This window comes from Trinickia sp. EG282A (assembly GCF_040965455.1).
In the GTDB taxonomy this organism is placed as follows: domain Bacteria; phylum Pseudomonadota; class Gammaproteobacteria; order Burkholderiales; family Burkholderiaceae; genus Trinickia; species Trinickia symbiotica.
The window spans coordinates 51,313-70,407 of the sequence record NZ_JBFRCC010000005.1; the positions used below are offsets into that span (position 1 = coordinate 51,313).

Annotated in this window: 17 protein-coding genes and 2 pseudogenes; 17 read left to right on the forward strand and 2 right to left on the reverse strand. The window is 61.0% G+C overall.

Annotated features, from left to right (window positions below; translation table 11 throughout):
* The first annotated feature begins 19 nt into the window (after positions 1 to 19).
* The 3 genes from AB4Y31_RS23080 (at position 20) to AB4Y31_RS23090 (ending at position 3,831) form a co-directional block, all read left to right on the forward strand.
* Complete coding sequence (locus AB4Y31_RS23080; protein ID WP_368675995.1) at positions 20 to 898, forward strand: GntR family transcriptional regulator; 879 nt, start codon at positions 20 to 22, stop codon at positions 896 to 898.
* 330 nt (positions 899 to 1,228) lie between these two features.
* Positions 1,229 to 2,467, forward strand: coding sequence for a diaminopropionate ammonia-lyase (locus AB4Y31_RS23085; protein WP_368675996.1), 1,239 nt, complete (start codon positions 1,229 to 1,231; stop codon positions 2,465 to 2,467).
* Between the two features lie 227 nt (positions 2,468 to 2,694).
* Positions 2,695 to 3,831, forward strand: coding sequence for a branched-chain amino acid ABC transporter substrate-binding protein (locus AB4Y31_RS23090; RefSeq protein WP_368675997.1), 1,137 nt, complete (start codon positions 2,695 to 2,697; stop codon positions 3,829 to 3,831).
* A 98-nt stretch (positions 3,832 to 3,929) separates the two neighbouring features.
* Here AB4Y31_RS23090 and AB4Y31_RS23095 read toward each other — a convergent pair whose 3' ends face one another.
* Complete coding sequence (locus AB4Y31_RS23095; RefSeq protein ID WP_102607107.1) at positions 3,930 to 4,397, reverse strand: Lrp/AsnC family transcriptional regulator; 468 nt, start codon at positions 4,395 to 4,397, stop codon at positions 3,930 to 3,932.
* Between the two features lie 265 nt (positions 4,398 to 4,662).
* Here AB4Y31_RS23095 and AB4Y31_RS23100 point away from each other — a divergent pair, with 265 nt between their 5' ends.
* Positions 4,663 to 5,826 carry a M20 aminoacylase family protein gene (locus AB4Y31_RS23100; RefSeq protein WP_368675998.1) on the forward strand — a complete coding sequence of 388 codons (1,164 nt, stop codon included), beginning with the start codon at positions 4,663 to 4,665 and terminating at the stop codon, positions 5,824 to 5,826.
* Between the two features lie 52 nt (positions 5,827 to 5,878).
* Here AB4Y31_RS23100 and AB4Y31_RS23105 read toward each other — a convergent pair.
* Positions 5,879 to 6,137, reverse strand: a pseudogene (locus AB4Y31_RS23105) (IS3 family transposase); the annotation flags it as partial.
* A gap of 175 nt (positions 6,138 to 6,312) precedes the next feature.
* Here AB4Y31_RS23105 and AB4Y31_RS23110 point away from each other — a divergent pair.
* The 13 genes and pseudogenes from AB4Y31_RS23110 to AB4Y31_RS23170 form a co-directional block, all read left to right on the forward strand.
* Positions 6,313 to 6,540 (forward strand): annotated as a pseudogene (locus AB4Y31_RS23110) (MurR/RpiR family transcriptional regulator); the annotation flags it as partial.
* A 3-nt stretch (positions 6,541 to 6,543) separates the two neighbouring features.
* Positions 6,544 to 7,365: a MurR/RpiR family transcriptional regulator gene (locus AB4Y31_RS23115; protein WP_368676577.1), complete on the forward strand. Its 822-nt coding sequence runs from the start codon at positions 6,544 to 6,546 to the stop codon at positions 7,363 to 7,365.
* Positions 7,325 to 8,464: an ABC transporter substrate-binding protein gene (locus AB4Y31_RS23120; protein ID WP_368675999.1), complete on the forward strand. Its 1,140-nt coding sequence runs from the start codon at positions 7,325 to 7,327 to the stop codon at positions 8,462 to 8,464. The genes AB4Y31_RS23115 and AB4Y31_RS23120 overlap by 41 nt, the downstream gene beginning before the upstream one ends.
* A gap of 2 nt (positions 8,465 to 8,466) precedes the next feature.
* A complete protein-coding gene (locus AB4Y31_RS23125) occupies positions 8,467 to 9,597 on the forward strand; it encodes an ABC transporter ATP-binding protein (RefSeq protein ID WP_368676000.1) in 1,131 nt (376 codons plus the stop codon).
* Complete coding sequence (locus AB4Y31_RS23130; RefSeq protein ID WP_368676001.1) at positions 9,594 to 10,472, forward strand: ABC transporter permease; 879 nt, start codon at positions 9,594 to 9,596, stop codon at positions 10,470 to 10,472. The genes AB4Y31_RS23125 and AB4Y31_RS23130 overlap by 4 nt, the downstream gene beginning before the upstream one ends.
* On the forward strand, positions 10,469 to 11,248 hold the full coding sequence (locus AB4Y31_RS23135; protein WP_368676002.1) for an ABC transporter permease: 780 nt from the start codon (positions 10,469 to 10,471) through the stop codon (positions 11,246 to 11,248). The genes AB4Y31_RS23130 and AB4Y31_RS23135 overlap by 4 nt, the downstream gene beginning before the upstream one ends.
* A gap of 42 nt (positions 11,249 to 11,290) precedes the next feature.
* Positions 11,291 to 12,430, forward strand: a complete 1,140-nt coding sequence (locus tag AB4Y31_RS23140) for a M24 family metallopeptidase (protein ID WP_368676003.1) — start codon at positions 11,291 to 11,293, stop codon at positions 12,428 to 12,430.
* Between the two features lie 22 nt (positions 12,431 to 12,452).
* Complete coding sequence (locus tag AB4Y31_RS23145; RefSeq protein WP_368676004.1) at positions 12,453 to 13,889, forward strand: M81 family metallopeptidase; 1,437 nt, start codon at positions 12,453 to 12,455, stop codon at positions 13,887 to 13,889.
* Between the two features lie 415 nt (positions 13,890 to 14,304).
* Positions 14,305 to 14,661: a nucleotidyltransferase family protein gene (locus AB4Y31_RS23150; RefSeq protein ID WP_368676005.1), complete on the forward strand. Its 357-nt coding sequence runs from the start codon at positions 14,305 to 14,307 to the stop codon at positions 14,659 to 14,661.
* Positions 14,658 to 15,053, forward strand: a complete 396-nt coding sequence (locus AB4Y31_RS23155; protein WP_368676006.1) for a HEPN domain-containing protein — start codon at positions 14,658 to 14,660, stop codon at positions 15,051 to 15,053. The genes AB4Y31_RS23150 and AB4Y31_RS23155 overlap by 4 nt, the downstream gene beginning before the upstream one ends.
* Positions 15,054 to 15,413: 360 nt before the next feature.
* Positions 15,414 to 16,367: an ABC transporter substrate-binding protein gene (locus AB4Y31_RS23160; protein ID WP_368676007.1), complete on the forward strand. Its 954-nt coding sequence runs from the start codon at positions 15,414 to 15,416 to the stop codon at positions 16,365 to 16,367.
* Complete coding sequence (locus AB4Y31_RS23165) at positions 16,364 to 18,076, forward strand: ABC transporter permease (protein ID WP_368676008.1); 1,713 nt, start codon at positions 16,364 to 16,366, stop codon at positions 18,074 to 18,076. Before AB4Y31_RS23160 ends, AB4Y31_RS23165 begins: the two co-directional genes overlap by 4 nt.
* The gene (locus tag AB4Y31_RS23170) at positions 18,064 to 19,086 is read left to right on the forward strand and encodes an ABC transporter ATP-binding protein (protein ID WP_368676009.1); all 1,023 of its coding nucleotides are present in this window, start codon (positions 18,064 to 18,066) and stop codon (positions 19,084 to 19,086) included. Before AB4Y31_RS23165 ends, AB4Y31_RS23170 begins: the two co-directional genes overlap by 13 nt.
* Positions 19,087 to 19,095 lie beyond the last annotated feature (9 nt).

Consider the following 19,095-nt stretch of genomic DNA (forward strand, 5'->3'; position numbering starts at 1 on the left):
TTCCACCATTTCGACTGCCATGCCCCGCGCTTTAGCCGACGTGCTCGCGACGAACATCCACCAGCACATCACCCAGTCTGGTATGGCTCCCGGTACGCGGTTGCCGGAGCGCGCGCTCGCGGAGCAGTTCAACGTATCGCGCTCACCGGTGCGCGAGGCGCTCAAACGGCTCGCTGCCCAATCAGTCGTCGCCGCCCATCCGGACGGCGGTTATGCGGTAGCGGAGGGCATTGCGCCCGCAAGCGGCGCGGGCGTCATCGAGATCGAAACCGTCGATGCCGACGAGCAGACCTATCTTGCGATTGCCGAAGATCGTCTCGCGGGGCGCCTGGAAGACCGCATAACGGAAAACGAACTGATGCGGCGGTACGGCATCACGCGTGCGCAACTCCATGCGGTGCTGCGGCGGATGGCGCAGGAAGGATGGATCGAAAGACGGCCGGGGCATGGCTGGATGTTCCAGTCCGTGCTGACGTCTGCGGAGAGCTATCGACAGGGTTACCGGTATCGGCTGCTGATCGAGGCGGCCGGGATACTCGAGCCGACATTCCGGCTGGATCGCGACGCGCTGACGCGCTGCCGTATCGAGCAGGAGGCGCTCGCGAACGGCGGTGTGCGAACGGCGTCGCCGGCGGCGCTGTTCGACGCGAATAGCCGACTGCATGAAACCATCGCCGCCTGCTCGGGCAATGTCTTCATTCTCGACGGCTTGCGTCGTCTCGATCGCTTACGCCGGCTGATGGAGTATCGAAAGGCTGTTGACCGCGATCAGGCAGAACGGCGTTGTCGCGAGCATCTCACGCTGATCGATCTTCTTCTCGAGGATCAGCGCGAGGCCGCAGCGGATTTCATGAAGCTCCATCTGCGTAACGCGGTGCGCGAAAAGACATCGGACTGAATCGGCCTCCGCTTGCCGCTACGCATCGATGTGCGGAGAACTCGTTCAGCTGGGTGGTATGCAAACGCAAGAAAATTGCATATCGATCCCCGACGTTGCGCGCATATACCACGCTGTCTGAAATAACATTCTCCTCCATGAGCTCGGGCGCTCGCCCGAACGCTTCTTCATAGAACAGGGATGCTCGCCTTGGCACCGCGATCTCCATCACTGCGGCACCCCGCGAGAACTGGCCGCTTGGCATGGTCCTCAACCACCGTGCGGTGGGCGGATGTTGGTATCCCTGTCCCGCTCTTATCTCACGTACATCACCGTTGGAATCCCACGACCATGCTGATCGCCAATCCCCGCGCCACGCGCACCCCGTATCCCGAGGAACTCAGGCGCATCCTGAGCATCGAGAAAGCGGAGCAGAGCCGCTCATGGCTGTCTTGCTGGGACAAGATATCGTCGCCCGCGACGCCACTGCGCGAGCTTCCCGGGCTGGCAGCCGAGCTTGGCATCGGCGGCCTGAGCCTCAAGGACGAGTCGATGCGTTCCGTTCTCGGCAGCTTCAAGGCGTTGGGCGCACCAATCGCGTTGGTACGTCTGATTATCCGGTTGTGGCCTGATCATGACGTGGATCCGCGTGCGTTATTCCAAGGGCGCTATCGGGATTTGCTGACGCACTTCACGGTTATCAGCGCGACGGACGGTAACCACGGTAAGGCACTCGCGGCCGCTGCGCAGACGCTTGGTTGCCGATGCGTCATCGTGCTGCATGCGAACGTGAGCGTCGAGCGGGAAGCGGCGATTGCGGCGTACGGTGCAGAGATCGTCCGAATCGCCGGCAACTATGACGAGTCAGTCGAAGAGGCCGCGCGACTCGCGTCGGTGAACGGCTGGCATGTCGTTTCGGATACGTCGTACGACGGCTATGAGGACATTCCACGCGATGTGATGCAAGGCTATGGCACGGTGGCCGCGGAGGTCGTCTCGCAGAGCAATGGTCGACCCGATGCGCCTGCATTCACGCACGTTTTCCTTCAGGGCGGCGTGGGCGGGTTGGCCGCGGGACTGATCAGCTACATGTGGGAGTTCCATGGAGCACATCGTCCCCGGTTCATCGTGGTCGAGCCGCAGCAGGCGGATTGCCTATATCAGAGTGCCTTGGCCGGGCAGCCCTCCCGGGCAACAGGTTCGGTGGATTCCATTATGGCGGGTCTCGCCTGCGGCGAGACGTCGCCGCTCGCATGGAAGTTTCTGCAACCCGCTGTCGACGAGTTCATGACGATCCGCGACATCGATGCGATCGACGCGATGCGTGTACTGGCATCGGGTAGCGAAGGCGATATACCAGTCGTGGGCGGCGAGTCGGGCGTCGCGGGGCTGGCTGGACTTGCCGTCTTGCTGCGGCAGCCGGAATTGGCCAGCCAGGCCGGGCTCGATCGCCGTTCTCGCGTACTGGTGATTAATACGGAGGGGGCCACCGCGCCTGCGGCGTATGAGGAACTGGTCGGCGAGACCGCCGAATCGGTGCTCGCTCGCCAAACGATGTGGCGCGCCGACGCCCCCGCCAGGCAACTCTGAGCCATCGCTGCGATGGCGACGACGGTATCCCTATCTCGCTCACACGCAAGGATTCCTCGTTTCGGCCGCCTCGAATGCGTGCAAATTCCCTTTCGGCTCCGATAGCCAATATTGGCGATCGAGGCCATTCCGTAGCATTGATCCAGCCGGCGCGCACGTGCCGGACTGGAGCGGAAGCAACGGCCGCTCATTTGCCACGCGAGTACTTCACCATGCGAGTTCCGATCATGAACATCTCAAAAGTTTTCCCCGCGATGCTTGGCGTCGCACTGGCCCTCCAGACGATATCGGCTCAGGCCGACGTCACCGTGAAAATTGGGCAGGTCTCGCCACTGACCGGCGAACTCTCACACATCGGAAAGGATGATGAGAATGGCGTACGCCTCGCGATCGAGGATCTGAACGCGAAACGGTTGAAAATCGGTGGACAGGCCGTCACGTTCGTGCTCGATTCGCAGGACGATGCGGCCGATCCAAAAACGGCCATGGTCGTGGGCCAGAAGCTCGTGGACGATCGTGTGGCGGGCGTGATAGGTCACGCGAACTCGGGGACGTCGATTCCCGCTTCAAAAATCTATGCCGATGCCGGTATTCCAATGATTTCCGAGTCCGCGACAAATCCGAAGCTGACGCAGCAGGGCTATCGGAACGTGTTTCGAATGGTGGCGAATGATGTTCGGCAAGGCAACGTGATCGGCACTTACGTTGTGAAAGATCTGAAGGCGACAAAGGTAGCGATCGTCGACGATCGGACTGCTTATGGCCAAGGCTTGGCCGATGAAGTAGAAAAGGCCGTCAAAGCGGCAGGCGGCACGGTCGTGGATCGCGAATATGGGACGGACAAGACCACCAACTGGATGGCCGTGCTCACCACCATCAAGAACCATACGCCGTCGGCCATCATGTTCTCAGGGGGAGACACGCAGGCCGCTGCGTTCGCTCAACAGGCGCGCAAGCTGGGAATCAACGCGAAGCTGATTGCCGGGGATGAGGCCTGCACACCGCAGTTTATCGCGCTTGCAGGCGCGTCGATGAACGACGACATGTATTGCACTCTGGCAGGTGTGCCGCGCGCACGCATGCCGCAGGGGGAGGCGTTTTTCAAGCGCTACCAGCAGCGTTTCGGGGTGCCGGTTCAGCTGTACGCGCCATATTCCTACGATGCCACGATGGCGCTCGCGAATGCAATGCAGTTGGCCCAGTCGACTGACCCAAAGGTGTATCTGCCCAAGCTTCGTGAACTCCGGATGGAGGGCGTCACTGGAGTCATTCAATTCGACGAGAACGGCGATATTCGCAATGGTGCCATCACCGTGCGCCGATATGGCGGTGGCGAGTGGCACGACCAGAGCGTCGTGAGGTAAGGCTCGATCCCGAGCATCGGAATCGTTGAACGGGGGATCGTGTGCGCTTGCCGGAGCCTCACGATCGTCGCTGGTTCGTCGCATTTCTTGCTGAGACTTCACGCTGACGGCGCGACCGGTATGTCAAGTCCGGCCTTGACGCGGCTCATCGTGACGAGCGTCTTGAAACGCTTGACGTTGTTGTTGGCGAAGAAGAGCTGCCGAGTGAGGTCGTTGTATTCCTCCATATGGCGGACGGAGAAAATCAGCACGAAGTCCCACTCGCCAGCCACGTAGTAGCACTGTTGGATCTGCGGGCATGCCTCGAAAGTGCGTTTCATCGCGTCGAGCAGGTCGATTTGCTCGCTTTCGACTTCGATCATGCTCACGATCGTTAGAGGATAGCCGACCTTCTCCGGGGCCAGAATAGCCGTGTAGCGGTCAATGACTCCCTCGTCAGCCAATCGGCGGAGCCGGCGGTTGACGGCCGCCGGCGAAAGATTGATGCGGCTCGCCAGTTCGCTTTGGGGCGTATCGGCGTTGCGCTGGATTTCGCTCAGCAACTTGAGATCGTAGTTGTCTAGCATGGTCATGGGGGCAGGCCGTGAAATTTTATTGCAAAGCTACGGGGCGGAACGCATCCGAATTGAGCATGCTTTGAAATATTATTTTCGCCTTGGCATCGCGTCAATGGAACGCTGCAGCGGCTGGAGGAATTCGTCCGCAGGCACTGCCTACAGGACCCTCCCGCCATGCACGGGGCGGTGCGGCGGGGGATCGCCGTTTTTCCTGAAGCCGCGGCGAGCCGTTGCAGGCGCGACTTTTATGTCGATTTTGAGGGATATCGCGAGCATGGAAAGCACACTGCAATCGAAGCTGAAGCATTGGCGGCATCACTTTCACCGCAACCCCGAGACCGGGTTCGAAGAAGTCGCGACATCCGACTACATTGCCACGCTTCTCGAGAGCTTTGGCTTGGAGGTCCATCGGGGCATTGGCGGGACAGGTGTCGTGGCGAACCTCAAGGTTGGTGATGGGACGCGTGCCATCGGCCTTCGAGCGGATATGGATGCGCTGAACATTTCGGAGGATGCACCCGCGCGTGCCTATGCGTCATGCACGGCTGGGAAGATGCACGCGTGCGGGCACGACGGGCATATGGCGATGGTGCTTGGAGCGGCGCGCTTGCTCTCGGAAGCGCGCGACTTCGACGGTACCGTGCGGTTTATCTTCCAGCCGGCGGAGGAGCACGGACGCGGCGCGAAGGCCATGATGGCAGACGGCCTGTTCGAGCGTTTCCCCGTCGATGCGATCTTCGGCGCGCACAACATGCCGGGCATGCCCGCAGGATCGTTTTCGACGCGGCCGGGCGGCATCATGGCGAGCGAAGACAACTTCGTCATCCATATCAAGGCGAGAGGCACGCACGCGGCGCGTCCGCATATGGGAGTCGATCCGATCGTGATCGCCTCGCAGATCGTGCTCGGTTTGCAGACGATCATTTCGCGTAACCTTGATCCGAGCCTGCCGGCGGTGATCTCGTGCACGGAGATCATCACAGACGGTCTGCGTAACGTGATTCCATCGAATGTGACGATCAAGGGCGACACGCGCAGCTATTCGCCGGAAGTGCAGAAGCTGCTCGCCACGCGCATGCGCGAAGTCAGTGAGGGCATCTGCCGGATGCATGGAGTCGAATGCGACTTCGAATACACGCACGAATTCGCGCCGACAGTGAATTCACCCGAGTACGTCGATCTCGCCGTGGCCGCGGCGACGAAAGTGGCCGGTGCACAAGGTGTCGATGCTAACGTTCAGCCGATGATGATCTCGGAGGACTTCGGCGCATTCCTTCAGGCCGTTCCGGGCAACTTCATTTTTATCGGTAACGGCGATGTCCGCGAAAAGGGTGGCGTGCCGTTGCACAACGCGGCATACGACTTCAACGACGACATACTCCCGCTGGGCGCCCGTTATTTTGCGGAAGTTGCGCGCCTGGCGCTCGCGAGCGCCTGACGACTGACGCTGATTTGTATCAATCGGGTCCGGTTTTTCCCGAACCACCGGGTTCCTCACCGAAGCGCTCGTTGAACGACTCATTCCTCGCGTTATCGGTTGGCTTGCCAGGGCCCGAGAAATTTGCACGCCATTCTCATACGCCCAATTGTCCAGAACCTTTGGACTGGCTGTCATTGTCCGCCTTGACGAAGCTCGGGGGAGGGGGCGGCTGGCCGCCAGAGATCGCGATGACGCTCCGCTTGGGCTGCCGCAGCCGAGCGGCCTTGTCGCTCAGGGACCGCTTAGTGCCGCGCTGACAGTCCCTGCTCCGGGTACAACGACCAAGCTGGCCTCAATTCCGGATTCCGGGTTGGGTTTAATCGGGCACGCCATTAGCGGTCTGTTCCTAGAGGGCTTCTGGTGTTTTCCCCAGGACTTGAACACTTGACAGGGGGATGTCGCAGACACTACATTTACGCGAATACATTGTAGCGTACGCGACAAATGGATTCGAATACGGCCATTCCGGCATCATTCTTCGAGGCGATTCGTCAGAATTTCGATTCGCTCACGCGCGCTCAACAGGCGCTGGCTCGCCATATCGTCGATCACCCCGAGCAGGCCGCGTTTCTGACTGCGCGGCAACTCGGCGACGCGACGGGGCAGAGCGACGCGGCGATAGTGCGATTCGCGCGCGCCATCGGTTATCCGGGCTTCCCGCAGATGCGCAGTGCTTTGCGCGAGGGTTTGCTAGAGCGAGTCGGCGCAGGCGGCATGCGCAGTTCGAAAGAAGGACTGGCTGCCGGTGAAGACCTCAAGAACGAAGTCTTCTCAGCCGACGCAGCCCTGCTGGAAGCCACCGCGCGACTCAACCCCGTTGCGCTGGGCGAACGCGTGGCCGACCGGTTGATTGCCGCGCGACGCATCTGGGTGACCGGTCATGGCACCACCTATCCGTTGGCGCTGCTGCTCTCGATGCACCTCAACCAGATTTTGGGCAACTGCGAGACGCTGATTGTCGGCCACGGCGACATCGCCGACCGCATTCGGCATCTCAGTGCGGACGACGTGCTCATCGGTGTCGGTTATGCGCGTTATCTGCCGTACACGATCGAACTAATGAAGATCGCGCGCAAGTACGGCGCTCACGTCGTCGCCATCACCGACAAACCTTCCTCACCGCTTGCGCAGGCCTCCATCGATTCCTTCGTGGTGGGGCGCGATGGTGCGTCGTTCGCTTGGTGGTCGCAGGCTGGCACGATGGGTCTCATCAACTGGCTCGTCACGCTCACGATGACGCGCAATCGCGAGCGGGCCACCGCGCTCCTCCAACGCTCCGACGACGCCTGGCGTCTCCTATCGCATTGGAATGCCCACGATGATCACGCCAACACGCCATCACTGGCAGCGCAATTGGATGAACGCTTGCGGCATGCGCGCGTGAGCGACGAATCGACGGCTGCATCGAAAGATCCGGTCGAACGCGACCGGACAATCAGGAAAAGGAGACTAACTGATGAAATCGGGCAAGGACACAAACAGCGAAAACGCAGCTGATCCGCATGACCCTGAACGTCCGGCTGATGTTAGCCGACGCCGCTTCCTTGGAACAACCGCTGGATTGGTGGCAGCAGGCGCGTTGCCTTTCACGGCACCGTCTTTGGTGCGCGCTGCAGCAGGCGCCGGTAAGGTCGTAGTGCGAGGCCTTGGAGGTGCGTATCAGGAGGTGATGGCCTCAGCGATTCACAAGCCGTTTACGGCCGCAACAGGTATTGAAGTGGTCGTCCAACCTGCGACCGCTGCGCAAATCCGTGCGATGGTGCAGGCAGGCCGGGTATCCATTGACGTCGTGGACCTTGCGGACATCGCGTTGGTCACGCTTGACAAGATCGGCGCCCTGGCGCCGATCGACTACGACAAGATGAAATTCACGCACCCGGACGATATCCAGCCGATCGTGCGCAAGCCGAACTACGTCGGAAGCCTGTTCTTCTCGACGGTGATGGTCTACAACACCGAAATCTTCAAGAACGGCGCGCATCCGAAGTCATGGGCAGAATTCTGGGATGCCAAGAAATTCCCCGGCGCGCGCACGCTCGCGGACCAGCAATCAGGGTCTGCTGAACTGGAATTTGCTCTGCTCGCCGACGGCGTGTCGATGGATAAGCTCTATCCGCTCGATATTCCGCGCGCGCTCAAATCACTTTCGCGCATCAAGCCGCTGATTACGGCGTGGTGGACGACCGGCGCTCAGTCCGCGCAATTAATGGAGCGCAAGGACGCCGTGCTCGGCGGACTTTGGAACGGCCGTGCCCAGGATCTGATCGATAAGGGCGCGCCGCTCGCGATCGAATGGAACGAGGCGAAGCGCCAGACGCAATGCTTGAGCGTTATCAAAGATGCGCCGAACGCGGCGAACGCGCAAAAGTTCGTCGATTTCGCCTTGCAGCCGTCAGTGCAGGCCGAGATTGCGCGCCATCTCGCGTACGGGCCGACCAACAGCGCAGCACGTGCGTTGCTGAAACCTGTGGAGCTGGCGCGCCTACCGAGTTCCAAAGAGCACTTCGCGGAGTCGTTCCAGCAAGATCCGCAATGGTGGTCGGACAATTTGGCGTCGGTGGGTCAACAGTGGCAATCGTGGGTCCTTCAGGCGTAAGCATGAGCAAGTCGAAAACTGCCGGCGCAAGCCTCGAACTGCGCGGTATTACAAAAACCTATGGCCGCGCGGCGGCCGTGCGCGATCTCGACCTGAAGATCGAGGCCGGCGAGTTTGTCACGCTGCTCGGCGCAAGCGGTTCGGGCAAGACCACTTCGCTAATGATGCTCGCCGGTTTCGTCGAGCCCACTTCGGGGCAGGTGCTGATTGGTGGCGAGACGGTCACGGCCCTCGCGCCCGCGCGGCGGAATCTCGGCGTGGTCTTTCAGAACTACGCGCTGTTTCCTCATCTGACGGTAGCGCAAAATCTCGCTTTTCCGTTGCAGATGCGGCGGGCTGGCAAGAAACAGATCGCGGAAAAGACCGCGCAACTGCTGGAGACGGTGCAGCTCGCGGATAAAGGTCATCGCTACCCGCGCGAGCTCTCGGGCGGCCAGCAGCAACGAGTCGCGCTGGCGCGCGCGTTGATTTTCGATCCGCGCGCGCTTCTCTTAGACGAGCCGCTCGGGGCGCTCGACAAAAACCTGCGCGAGCGCATGCAGCGCGAGATCAAGGCGCTACACACGTCGCTTGGCACGACGATGGTCCTGGTCACGCACGACCAGGAGGAAGCGCTGACTCTTTCGGACCGTATCGCCGTGATGCACGACGGCGCTATTGCGCAGATCGGCACGCCTGCCGATCTCTATGAACGGCCACTCACGCGCTGGGTCGCGGAATTCGTCGGCCAGTCGAACCTGCTTAATGGCGTGGTCGAATCGGTAAATGACGGACGTGCCGTGCTGCGCCTTGCCAACGGCGCCGCGCTCTATGGCGGGGCGGCCCCGTCGCTGCGTCCAGGCGAGCGTGCGAGCGCGCTGCTGCGGCCTGAGCGCATCATGTTGTCGAAGCGTGGGCAAGGGGCCGACGGCGAGGGCGCCACGCTCGACGCGCATGTCATCGATTCTCTTTATCTTGGCCATACAGTGAAGTACACCGTCGCGCTCGCTGACGGCCAGAGCCTGGCGGTGCAATTGCCAAACACCGGTGCACCGTCGATGCCTGTGACAGGCGACGGCGTCACGCTTATGACCAACGCGCGGAGCGCATGGCTGATGCACTCATCATGCACGAAAGCGGAGAACGCAGCATGAGCGCCCTGCCAATGTACCGCCGGCGTGCCGTGCCGATGCGTCGGCCGCGCGCGCCCGCCTTCTGGCTGCTGCTGCCGCTCATCGCGTTCGTCGCGGTGTTCTTTATCTATCCGCTTGCCGCAATGCTCGTTCGCGCCGTCCATGACAAGACCGGATTCACGCCGGTCTACATGCTCCGTGTTCTGCAAGGACCAGCGTATCTAATGGTTTTGCGCACCACTTTCGTGATCGCCGCGCTCGTCACGGTCCTTACGCTCGTGATCGGCTATCCGCTCGCGTATTTCCTGTCGCAGCGCAAACCGCGCACAGCAACGCTATTGATGATCCTGGTCATCATTCCTTATTTCACGAGCGTGCTCGTGCGCACGTACGCATGGATGGTGCTCCTTGGCAGCCACGGCATCATCAACGATCTGCTGATGCATTTGCACTGGATCGACGAACCTGTGAAGTTGCTTTATAACCGCACCGGCGTGCTGATCGGCATGACGTACATGCTTCTGCCCTACATGGTTCTCGCGCTCTACAGTGTCATGCGTTCCGTCGATACGCGCCTGCTGCTCGCCGCCGAAAGCCTCGGCGCTGGCTGCACCCGGGCGTTCTGGCGCATCTTCTTTCCGCTGTCCATGCCTGGCGTGGCATCTGGTGGGCTTCTTGTATTCATTCTGTCGCTTGGTTACTTCATCACGCCGGCGCTGATGGGCAGCCAGCAGGACAGCCTCATCTCCATGGTCGTCGAGGCGCAGGTCGAAACCTACTTCGATTGGAACTTCGCATCCGCGCTCGCCGCAGTGCTGCTCGCAAGCACGCTGGTGCTGTTCGCGCTGTACGAACGTCTGATCGGACTTAACCGACTTTTTGAGGCAAAACTGTGAAACCGCGTCGAACCAGCCTGCCGCTCGCGATCTTCGCGAGCGCCGTGCTCCTCTTCATGGCCGCGCCAATCTTGCTCGTTTTTCCGCTCGCGCTGAACAATGCCGGCTATCTGTCTTTTCCGCCCAAGACGCTCTCGATGCGTTGGTTTGTGTCGGTACTCACTGATCCGGAATGGCTGGCATCGATCTGCCTGAGCGTGCGCATTGCCTTCATTTCGACGCTGATTACGTTGACACTGTCGATGCTTGCATCGCTTGCGCTTGTTCGGCATCGCTTTCCGCTCAAGCGTGCGGTCTATGCGCTGATCCTGCTACCGATGATCGTGCCAAACATCATCGCGGCCATCGCTATGTTTTTCTTTTTTTCTGACGTCGTCATATTCGGCAACATCGGCGCCATCGTGATTGGACATGCGGTCGTGTCATCGCCGATAGCCGTGATCATTCTTGCGTCGACCCTCCAGGCGTTCGATGGGCGTCTCGAAGACGCCGCGCTGAGTCTCGGCGCGAGCCGTATCACCGCATTCCGCCGCATCACGTTGCCGATCATCGCGCCCGGCGTGATGTCCGCCGCAATTTTTGCGTTCCTTACCTCGTTTGACGAACTGTTGATCGCGCTTTTCATGGCCGGCACATCGTCGCAGACGTTGCCCGTGCGGATATGGAACGCCGTTGTGTTCCAGCTCGACCCGAAAATCGCCGCAGTGAGCGCGCTGCTTGTCATGGTATCGGCGACGACGCTCGGCCTGAGCGCGTTGGCCGGCCGCCGCGCCTGATTTTCCTACTCTTGAACCTCTTCTTACGATTACGCCCCACTCATGAGTATCGATAAAAACCTTTTGTTTTCGCTTGATGAATACCGCGACCGCCTGGAGAAAGTGCGTGCCGCCATGCGTGCGCGTCAGCTCGACACGCTGATCATCGATCAGACTGACTTCCTGTTCTATATCAGCGGTTTCGGCATTTCGGAGAACATGTACCGCGCCTGCGTTGTGCCGCTCAAAGGCGAGCCGGTGTTCATGTTGCGCGCGCTCGATCACCGGCCGTTCATGGAAACAACCTGGCTCTCGCAGCACGTCAGCTTCTCGGACTGGCAGGACCCGCTCGAGGTGCTCGCCCAGCTCCTCCGCGAACGTGGCTGGGACGCAGGACATATTGGGCTGGACGGCGATTCGTACTGCATGACGCTCAACCGCTTCAACCGTCTGAAAAGCGCGCTGCCCCAAGCGCGATTCGGTGACTTCTCCGGCGTGCTCGAAGTGCTGCGCGCCCGCAAGTCGCCCGCCGAGATTGAGTACGTACGCCGCGCGGCAGAGATCGGCGATATTGCAATCAGCGAGGCGCTCGCGGTGTCGGGCGTCGGCAAGTCGGAGCGCGATGCCGCCGCCGCTGTTAGCTACGCATTCATGCGGCACGGCGCGGACTCCGGCCGTGCAGGTCTCATCACGAACGGCGTCGGCGATGCCTTTCTGCACGGCAACCTGCATAGCCGTCCGCTGGAGCGCGGCGAGATCCTGCATATGGAGTTGCTGCCGTTCGTGAATGGCTATAGCGCGCGCATTATGCGCCCGGCTGTGATGGGTGAGGCGAGTAACGAGCAACAACGCATCGCGTCGAAGCTCCTTGAGATTCAGGACCGTCAGTTTTCGACGATGCGTCCGGGAGCGGTAGCGAAAAAGGTCGACGCCGTCGCGCGCGATGCGATTGTCGCTGCTGGCCTGCGCAGCACGTTTCCGAACATCACCGGGTACACGCTCGGCTATTACCCGCAATCGACGCCGCATACGAGCGATTTCACGCGCGTGTTCCTCGCCAATTCCGAGTGGGTGTTGGAGCCGGGCATGATCTTCCATATGTACGTGTCGGCCAGCGGTATTGCGTTCAGCGAGACGGTGCTCGTTACAGACGGTGGCATTGAACTGCTGACGCGCAGCCCGCGTCGTCTTGCGGTAGTTTGAGCCATTGCCGGAGAACGCGTCGATGAGAATCGCCGTTGGTGGTATTCAGCACGAGACCAATACACAGGCGGCAAGTACCCCGCTTGAGGCTTTTATCGTCGGCGGCGGATGGCCGGGCTGGCAAAAGGGTGAGCAGATCGCGGCGACACTCGGCGCAATGAACCTACCGGTGAGCGGCGCAATCGCCGCACTTACCGCCGACACGCGCGTGGGCGAGGCCAACATCGTGCCGCTGATTTGGGCGGCGGCGACTCCATCGGGCCGCGTCGAGGACGATGCGTTCGATGTGCTCGCCGATGAAGTAATCGACCGACTGCTATCGGCTGGTCCACTCGATGGGCTTTACCTCGATTTGCACGGCGCAATGGCAACGGTTTCTCACGACGATGCCGAAGGCGAGTTATTGGCGCGTATCCGCGCGTGTACAGGAGATGCGCTGCCCATTGTCGTGAGTCTTGATTTGCATGCGAACATCAGCCGGCGTTCGTTTGATCTCAGCGACGCGATGGTCGTGTACCGGAGCTATCCCCACGTAGACATGGACGAGTGCGGGGCGCGTGCGGCGCGTCTGCTGATCGAGCGCATCATGCGAGGCAAGCCATGGGCGAAGGCGATGGCGGAAATTAATTTTGTCGCGCCACTTACTGCACAATGCACGCTCGTGGAACCAGCACGATCGCTTATGATGCTGCTCAAACGCACCGAGGGCGACGAACGGTTGGCTTCCATGTCATGGGCGAGCGGCTTCTCACTGGCCGATGTCGCGTGCCGTCAACAGACGGTCCTCTCGTACGGTGAGGACCTTGCGACCGTGCAGCGCGTCGGGGACCAATTCGCGCGAGCCATCGAGGCACAGCGCGAGCGTTTCACTGAAACGACGCTCGCGCCCGCTGATGCGGTTGACGAAGCCCTTCGACGCGTGGCGGCTGAGCCTGGTTTGCCGGTCGTGCTGTGCGACACGGACGACAATCCAGGCGCGGGGGCGCCATCGGACAACACGGCAATACTGCGCGCACTGGTTGAACGCAATGCCGATCGGGCGGTCGCCGCTATTGTCTGCGATGCACAGTCCGCGCTGGCGTCACATGCCGTTGGCGCGGGCGCTCGCATTAGACTGGCGTTAGGCGGCCGCGCTCCATTGCGGGGCAACGTGCCTTTTGAGGGCGTATTCATCGTCGAGCGCACGACTGATGGGCGTTTTACGGGGACTGGTCCGATGTGGCGCGGTTCACCCATTGATCTCGGCCCCCTCGCGCTTCTGCGCGTCGAACATACCGGTGTGCACGTGATAGTGTCGTCACGTACGATGCAGGCCGCCGATCAGTCAATTTTTCGTCATGTCGGGATCGAACCGCAGACGATGCGTGTGCTAGCGCTAAAAAGCTCGGTTCATTTCCGGGCAGATTTCAACGAAATCACGTCGTCTGTCATTGTCGTACGGACGTCTGGAACCGCCTGATCCATAACCGCCGGAGCGTCGCGGCAAGGCATGCGGCTATGCCGAACGACGGTATTTTCGGCGGTATCTCGGATGCTGAGAATCCATGGTGTCCTGCTGCTACTGGTAAAGGAAGTATCTTTCGACTCCCGGGGGGCCCACCAAATTCCTTTTGAATATGCTCCTGCGGGAGCTTATTCGTCGCTATTGGCACCTAGGGCACGCTTTCACCGCGCGCGTACGATCTCTCGAACGAAGCGCCATTCGGCGGGAGTTGGCGGTGGTCGAACTTCTGGCGACGTCAATGTCCGACGGCAGCGTTCATGCCGCGGTCGCGGCCACTTCCCGACATCTCGTTCCAGAAGGTCCGTGCTAGACTCGAAAAAGGTCACAGCAGTCGCTGCTCGATTCTCAAGGATCTTTTGGTGTTAACGACATGCAAACCCTCAAAGATCATCCGCTCGATGGGGCCACGGATCGCGCAGTGCGTGCCTTTTTGAGGCAAATTACAGCGCTGTATCCGATTCGCGGTGCTGTGCTATATGGCTCGCGAGCCAGAGGCGACAATCGGCCCGACAGCGATGCCGATGTCGCGGTGCTGTTGCCGGGAGCGCCGACACAATACTGGCAGATTGTCCGCACTATGTCTGATGTGGCATTCGACGTGATGATCGAGACCGGTATTCTTGTTCAAGCGTTGCCGATCTGGGAGGACGAATGGTCTGACCCGGACGCATACAGTAATCCGACGTTGCTGCGTAAAATCGAGCATGACGGAGTGCGTGTCTCGTGACAGTCTCGACCTTGCTATTGCGCGCTGAACGCGCCGCGGAGTCTGCCGACATGCTGTTGAAGGCAGGGGATACAACCGGCGCTTGCAACCGTGCCTACTACGCGATGTTTGATGCTGCGCGTGCCGCGCTCGTCGCGTCCGGTTCGATCACAGACATCGACAATGTCAGCACACATCAGGGCGTTATTGGGATGTTCGGCAAGCACTTGGTGGCCGCCGGCAAGATCGACAGGCAATGGGGGCGTGCGTTCAATAACGCCGAGGCGATTTGCATCGCTGCCGATTACACGTTCAAGGACGTCGACGCTGACGAGGCAAAGTTTACAGTCGAGCGCGCCAACGAATTCGTGCAGTTGGTGCGGGATTTTTGTCTGCGTATCCATGAAGGATAGTCGCCAAGGACACGTGAGAGACGGTATGGCTGACGGTATCCCGCGTTCTCGGAGCTACTGAGGCCCTGCCGAAACTGGCCGGGCATGAATATTTCGACTCCGGGGGGCCACCAAAATCCCGGACGAGGGGAACGATTCCCCTGGCGGCTGCGAAGAGTCTCATCTCCACGCCATGTCGCTTCGATCCTTGGCGGCAAAGTGGCGTCGCGGCTCGCAGGCGGTTCATCGGCCCGTCACACAAATCGTGCAGCTTGCTGGATTTTGCCAGCCATGCCCTGTTTGCGACTAATGACACGTCCGACTGCAACCTTGAGCGCACATACGAGAAGTTTTTTTACAGCCATCGTGCTTGGATGGCTCGTGTCCCCGTTCGGCGCAGGCTATGCGCAGGCAGCCGACGATGCGCTCGTGCTCTATACCAGTCAACCGACCGCCGATGCGCAAACAACGGTGGACGCCTTTCGAAAAATCCATCCGGAAGTACGGGTGGAATGGGTGCGAGACGGCACGTCTCAGCTGATGACGCGCCTCGAGGCTGAGATTGCCGCGGGCGTGACGAAACCCGACATCCTGTTGATCGCCGATAGCCTCACCATGCAAGCCCTCAAGCAGAAGGGCCTGCTTCAACCGTATCTGAGCGACGAGCGCGGACAATACGCCCCGACTTTGTACGACAAAGAGGGCTACTACTACGGGACGAAGTTGATTACTACCGGCATCGCGTACAACACGGGCAGCCCATTCAAACCTTCCAGCTGGAATGACTTGACGCGGCCCGAGGTGAAGAACCAGGTCACGCTACCCAGCCCCCTGTATTCGGGCGCGGCGATGATTCATCTCGCTGCGCTGAGCGCAAATCCGCAGCTTGGCTGGGCGTATTACGAGAAGCTCAAAGCTAACGGGGCGAGCGCGCAAGGCGGCAATGGCGGTGTACTCAGCGCGATTGCGAGCGGCGCGAAGACATGCGGCATGCTGGTTGACTTCATGGCGATTCGCGAGAAGGCAAAAGGTGCCCCGATCGAATTCGTATTCCCCAAAGAGGGCGTGAGTGTGGTCACCGAGCCGGTCGCGATCCTCAAACAGGCGCGACACGTTCAGGCGGCGCGTGCATTCGTCGATTTCCTGCTGTCCAAGGACGGTCAGAAGCTCGTGCTTTCCCAGGGCTACATTCCTGCGCTCGCTTCGCTGCCGGTTCCGCCCGGTTTCCCGAGTCGCGATCAGATCAAACCGCTGCCGGTCGATCCTGCCCGGGCGCTTGCGGCTGCCGAAACCAACAAGGCCCGTTTCAACGCGCTGTTTGGGACGGCTAAATGACGCGCTCACGTGCGGCCCGCGCGGCGGGCTCCACGAAAATGGGTGATCGAGCGATCCTGCTACCGGTGTTGGCCGTGGCGGCGCTCACCGTCGCGCCAACCGCGCGTTTAGTATGGGAAGCGTTGAGCCCGCGGCAATGGTCGACCCATCCGTCAGGGTTGGACGTGCTGACCGAGCCCTCGACCTGGCAGGCGCTGAGCCATAGCGTCTATACGTGCGCATTGGGTACGATCGTCGGACTACTGCTCGGCGGTTTCATTGCGTTCGCCCTGACGCTGACCGACTTGCGCGCAAAGGGCATCTTTGCCTTCTGCTTCGTCCTGCCGATGATGATCCCTCCGCAGGTAACGGCGCTCGCATGGCTGCAACTGACGGGCCCGGCCAGTCCATTATTGAAGACGCTGGGGCTCGCACCGCCTCTCGGCAGTCCCCAGCCGCTCTATTCGGCCGGCGGCATCGCGCTGTTGTTGGGAATCCAGTACGCGCCAATGGTATTTCTGTCGTTGCGGGCGAGCCTGGTGGCGTTGCCTGCGGATCTTATCGAAGCGGCTCTGCTGGCGGGCGCCAGCCGGGTGCGCGTGTGGCGCGACATCGTTGTCCCGCTGGTGCGCCCTGGTCTTCTTGCCGCTGCTGCGCTCGTGTTCGTCTCAGCGCTCGGCAACTTCGGCATTCCTGCACTGCTAGGCATTCCGGCCAGCTATTACGTGCTGCCTACGCTGATCTATCAGAAGATGGTGAGCTTCCGCAACGCGACGCTGCCCCAGGTCGCGGTGCTATCGCTGCTGATCGGCGCGGTCGCCCTGGCCGGTATCGGGTTGCAGTCTCGACTACTGGCGCGCCCCGCGCATCGGCTTTCCGGCCAGAGCGCTCGCGTCATGCTGCGCCTGGGCCGGGCGCGCGGAGTCGTCGAAGCGGTGATGGCGTTGATCCTTGCGGCGATCTTGTTTGCCCCGCTGCTGGCGCTCGTCGCGAGCTCGCTGGTGCCTGCAATAGGTGTCGCGCTCAACGCTCACACATTGACTTTGCAGGCCTATGGCGAAATGCTCGGCCGACAGGGCGTTACTTTGCGTGCGCTGCGCAATAGCACGACGCTTGCCGTTACGGCCGCGGTCCTGTTGCCTTTGTTGATCGTGCCCGTGGCATGGCAATTGGTACGCCGTCCCGGTCGGTTAGGCGCGTGGCTCGCTGCAGCCATCGAGATTCCGTACGCCGTGCCGGGCGTGGTGCTGGCGATCGCCTGCATCTTGCTGTTCGCCCGTCCATTGCCGTTCATCGAAATTAGCCTTTACGGCAGCCTGATCATCATTCTCCTTGCCTATCTGGCGCGCTTCATGGTTGTGGCGCTCAAGCCGGTGCAAACCAGCATCGCCCAGCTCGACCTGTCGCTCGAGGAGGCAGCGCGGCTTGCCGGCGCCAATCACAGGCGAAGTCTCGGCGATATTGTGTTGCCGCTCGTGGCGCCGTCGGCCCTTGCCGGAGCCATTCTGGTGTTTCTCATGGCGTTCAGCGAATTGACGGTCTCGGCATTGCTATGGAGCGCCGGCAACGAAACGCTGGGCGTGCTGATCTTCAATCTGAACGAAAGCGGCGAGAACGCACTGGCCGCCGCGGTTGCCGTAGCAATCGTCTTGTTGGTCGGGACGCTGATGGGACTCCTCGGCCTCTTTTCCCACCGTCTGCCAAGAGGGGTGATTCCGTGGCGGACTTGATATTGCGGGGCGTGAGCAAGCGTTATCCCGATGCTATGGCGGTGGATGGGTTGGACTTGGCGATACCGGCTGGCGCCTTCGTTGCTTTGCTCGGCCCGAGCGGCTGCGGCAAGACGACGACGCTACGCATGCTCGCCGGTTTCGAAAATGTCGATGCCGGGCAGATCGTACTCGGCAATCAGGTGTTATCGAGCCCCGACACACACGTTCCGCCGGAGCATCGGCGGATGGGCATGGTCTTTCAGTCCTACGCGCTTTGGCCGCATATGAGCGTCGCGCAAAACGTCGGTTACGCGTTGAAACTACGCGGCGTGCGCGCAGCGGAATATGAGCGGCGCGTGCGCGAGGCACTTGAATCGGTGCACCTCGCCGAATACGCCGATGCCGCACCGCAAGCCCTCTCGGGCGGTCAGCGTCAACGCGTGGCGTTGGCGCGCTGTCTTGCGAGCGAAGCGAGAGTCGTGCTGCTCGACGAGCCGCTCGCCAACCTCGATCGTCATCTGCGTGCGTCGATGGAGCAGGCTTTTCGGGAATTCCACCGACGCACCGGTGCCACTTTCGTCTATGTCACCCATGATCAGGCTGAAGCGATGGCGCTCGCGGATCGCGTTGCAGTGATGCACCGCGGGCGTCTTGTGCAATGGGCGACGCCTGAGGAACTCTATCAACGTCCTCGTAACGAGTGGCTCGCGCGGTTCATCGGGAACGGGAGCCTGCTCGAGGTAGTCGGACAACCGCTCGGGCCTATCGATGGGCAGCCGTTGATGGACGCACTCGGCTGCGCAGAGGGGCAACGCGTGCCGGTACTCGTTCGCCCGCAACACGTTCGGTTGGATGAGAGCGGGGTGGTAGGCGAAGTGCGGGACTGCGTGTTCCGTGGCGAGCGCTACGAGGTGCTGATCGGGTTGCCAGACCAACAGCAGCTGTTGGCTTATCACGGCTGCCATGTGGCGATCGGGCAGCGCGTGACGGCTCGGATAAGTCAAGCCTGGGGCCTTGAACGAGGTTGAGGCTCCGGC

Coding starts and splice junctions, on each gene's coding strand:
- AB4Y31_RS23140 (WP_368676003.1), top strand. CDS start 11,291: ATGAGTATCGATAAAAACCTTTTGTTTTCGCTTGATGAATACCGCGAC.
- AB4Y31_RS23165 (WP_368676008.1), top strand. CDS start 16,364: ATGACGCGCTCACGTGCGGCCCGCGCGGCGGGCTCCACGAAAATGGGT.
- AB4Y31_RS23120 (WP_368675999.1), top strand. CDS start 7,325: ATGAAATCGGGCAAGGACACAAACAGCGAAAACGCAGCTGATCCGCAT.
- AB4Y31_RS23090 (WP_368675997.1), top strand. CDS start 2,695: ATGAACATCTCAAAAGTTTTCCCCGCGATGCTTGGCGTCGCACTGGCC.
- AB4Y31_RS23125 (WP_368676000.1), top strand. CDS start 8,467: ATGAGCAAGTCGAAAACTGCCGGCGCAAGCCTCGAACTGCGCGGTATT.
- AB4Y31_RS23130 (WP_368676001.1), top strand. CDS start 9,594: ATGAGCGCCCTGCCAATGTACCGCCGGCGTGCCGTGCCGATGCGTCGG.
- AB4Y31_RS23095 (WP_102607107.1), bottom strand. CDS start 4,397: ATGCTAGACAACTACGATCTCAAGTTGCTGAGCGAAATCCAGCGCAAC.
- AB4Y31_RS23100 (WP_368675998.1), top strand. CDS start 4,663: ATGGAAAGCACACTGCAATCGAAGCTGAAGCATTGGCGGCATCACTTT.
- AB4Y31_RS23145 (WP_368676004.1), top strand. CDS start 12,453: ATGAGAATCGCCGTTGGTGGTATTCAGCACGAGACCAATACACAGGCG.
- AB4Y31_RS23080 (WP_368675995.1), top strand. CDS start 20: ATGCCCCGCGCTTTAGCCGACGTGCTCGCGACGAACATCCACCAGCAC.
- AB4Y31_RS23085 (WP_368675996.1), top strand. CDS start 1,229: ATGCTGATCGCCAATCCCCGCGCCACGCGCACCCCGTATCCCGAGGAA.
- AB4Y31_RS23150 (WP_368676005.1), top strand. CDS start 14,305: ATGCAAACCCTCAAAGATCATCCGCTCGATGGGGCCACGGATCGCGCA.